Origin of the sequence: Undibacterium sp. 5I2 (assembly GCF_035019605.1) — a bacterium.
Classification (GTDB): domain Bacteria; phylum Pseudomonadota; class Gammaproteobacteria; order Burkholderiales; family Burkholderiaceae_D; genus Undibacterium.
The window spans coordinates 1-2,855 of the sequence record NZ_JASJVS010000124.1 but is presented as its reverse complement, the minus strand read 5'-3'; the positions used below and the strand labels follow the sequence as shown (position 1 = coordinate 2,855).

At 51.5% G+C, this 2,855-nt stretch carries 1 protein-coding gene and 1 pseudogene; one reads left to right on the top strand and one right to left on the bottom strand.

Going from position 1 to position 2,855, the window contains the following annotated elements:
• Positions 1-281, top strand: a pseudogene (locus QN359_RS19565) (hypothetical protein); the annotation flags it as partial.
• A gap of 319 nt (positions 282-600) precedes the next feature.
• Here the strand turns inward: QN359_RS19565 and QN359_RS19560 are convergent.
• Complete coding sequence (locus QN359_RS19560; RefSeq protein WP_322250170.1) at positions 601-2,616, bottom strand: acid phosphatase; 2,016 nt, start codon at positions 2,614-2,616, stop codon at positions 601-603.
• Between the last annotated feature and the right edge of the window lie 239 nt (positions 2,617-2,855).

The window sequence follows — 2,855 nt, the reverse complement described above, 5'->3', positions numbered from 1 at the left end:
ACCCACCGAAGCGACTCAAGCAGTTTTTGTTTGAGCGCCGTAGGAATCCCTGTCCTTTAGGGCGGCGAGGATGTCAAACGACACTGCTGTCGGCTTTGTCGTCGGCCGAGCAGATACTGGCCCGCCCAATTAATCCAACGCAGTTTACGGTGGCGGAATTCAGAAAACGACAGCAGGAACAGCAGCATTTTTTAATGCGGGTATTAGAGCAAGAAAAACTGTTTCTTATAGGAGACGAAGATGTCCTCAGACGCCTTGGCGAATCTGCTCAAGATTCGTAAGCTCAAGGTTGAAGCTTCCAGTCTGCGCGAGTTTGACGGTCTGGTACGTTCCGCTTGTGAGCGCGCGCCTGACTGAAACGAGCCGAACGATTTGCAAGGGCAGAGAATCTTCTACCCGTTGCAGCCACTGGTGCCGGCGCTACGCACCGGCAACGGACGGGCGTGGCGGCGAGACCAAAGCCCCTTGCTGTAGCAAGACGTGAAGTTAAAGTCGGTGATCCGCGACACCCCAGCTACAACGACACAAGGCGTTGAGCTGAGGGCGGGTGTATGGACATGCTTGTCGGTAAAAATCAGCCGATAGCGTATGTTGTTACATTTACAAAGCTAAAGCGGTAATTTGAAGCTGCATTCCTTTGCTGGTATAAATCGGAGTAGCTTGAAATCCATTGACTATAATGTTGCTGAACGTACCTTGTACCGTACCCGCCGAAACAATCGTCAATACGGTACCCACCGCTGGTGTTACTCCGGCAGCGAAGCTGACATTCAGTGTTCCCGCCAGCGTAGCGACCTTGGCTACATTAATTGAAGTTTGACCGATGGCACTCACAACGACATTCAATGTTGCCGCAGGTAAGCTGGTCATATTCCCTCCAAGCAGTAATCCTGCTGGTGCGCTACAGCTCAATGTTCCGTTGGTAACATACACGTCACCAGTACCAAACGCCGTAGCAGAATCGCCTATCAGCGTACCGCCATTAAGGATGGTTCCGCCGCTGTAGCTGTTGTTGCCAGTTAAATGGAGTTTTCCTGTGCCATTAAGCATCAGCATACCTGCGCCGGCAATATTATTTTTCCAGCTGTCGAGTGCATTAAATCCACCTTGTGCCGCGTCCATCGTTACACTGACATCACCGTTGAAATTGCCGTAGCCGTCCGCCGCCGCGAACAAATTGAGACGCCCCCATCCCTCTGCATCATCCATGACCGGATAACCCGATGCCAGTGCCGTACTTTTTAACACGACACGACGCTGTGCTGCAGTTAAATAAGGCAGGCGAGTTTCAAGCAGCAATTCTGCGCCCATAGGAACGACAGCCGCTTGCTTGGCATCGCCGATCTGGCTGAAGCCATATGTCAACCGACGCAAATAATTAGCCTGATTAGTCGACCAGCTTGAAAAACGATCATTTGCTGCAGTGCCGGAATGTGCAAAGGCAGTAAAAGCGGCTTGATCCGCTACGCCAGCAGCTGTCATCAAGCTTGAGTGTGCCTGCGCATAAGCTTTGTTACGCATATCAGGCACTGTGCTTGTGCTGCCGTCAGGATTACTCGTTGACTGGACAGAATTGGCATACAGTGCAGCGGTAATGACTGCTTGCGCTTGTATGCGCCCACCAATGACATCTAATGGCGAATGCATGCCAGCATAAATTCGATTTTCGCCTAACTCTAATGCACGCGACAACATCTCTTGAAAACGCTCGGGTACGACATATGCCATCATCAAGGCGTCACGCATCGCTTCGGCCGAATGTCCACTGATGAAGCCACCATCCGTTGTCGGCGTAGTCGATACCGCGGGAACCAGAGTTGGCAGCAGGGCGACACTGCCGGACCAACGCCAAGGACGTGCATATTTAAAAAACCGTTTGGCCGGCTCGGTGGAGCCGAAGGCCGGACTGTTGAGGAAGTCAACCACGGTTCCAAAACTTGTATTTCCAGCAGAAGAACCAACCCCCAGATTGTTGCCGGAGTCGTTATACAGAACCGTTGCCGCATCGGCAGCGACGCTGGTAATCGAGGTAGTTTGACCGGTGGCAGTTCGCCAGACGGTGGTTAACGGTCCCATACCGTCGGCAACACTGTAGCCTTTATTGCGACGATCATCTAAGTATGCGGCCGTTGCTTGATCAGCAGTTCGGCTGGCGGTTGCATTGATCACATACTGAATATTCGCATCGAGAATAGCTGAATTGGTTTTCTTACCATCGCTAGGATCGCCGGGAAGGCCTTTCCAAGTTGATGTGGTAACAGCTGGAAAACTACCGACCGCTGGCGCAGACGCACCGGCATCAACAAGTAAAGTGCTTGGCGTCCAAAGACTCAGAAAACCAGCTACCACGCGCACGCCGGCATTGGTGTCTGCCGTAGCATATTGGGCATATCCACGCTGGTTGGTGTATGCGTAGTTCACATAGGGTAAGACTTTGCTCGTATCTTGAACGGGCGCTGCATCCACATAGCCGAGTCCAGTTGGCGCGGAAATAGATACCGGCACAGGTACTGGTACCAGAGCGACCGAGCTGGTGCTTCCTCCGCAGCCAGCCAGCATGAATGCCAGTGAAACAGGCAATAAAGTTAAAACAGGAAGACATCGAAAGTTATTCATTTGGTATCAGTATGATGTTGTTAAACGGCATATTTTAAATAGCAAATATGACGAAGCAATTACCGATACGCGCTTTAACTAGTCGTGCATGTGACTTTTAATCCACAGGTATGCTGGTTCGCTTGATCGCAAGTCCGGAGCAAAAAAATACCGCCATCCACGGCTAATGCCGTTCAGTTAAGCAGTTTTTCGCACAATACGAACGGCATAGCGGTTTGGTCTAGCCTTGACGGCCCGGT

Excerpts from the sequence above, each read along its gene's own strand:
- QN359_RS19560 (WP_322250170.1), bottom strand. The coding sequence starts at position 2,616 with ATGAATAACTTTCGATGTCTTCCTGTTTTAACTTTATTGCCTGTTTCA.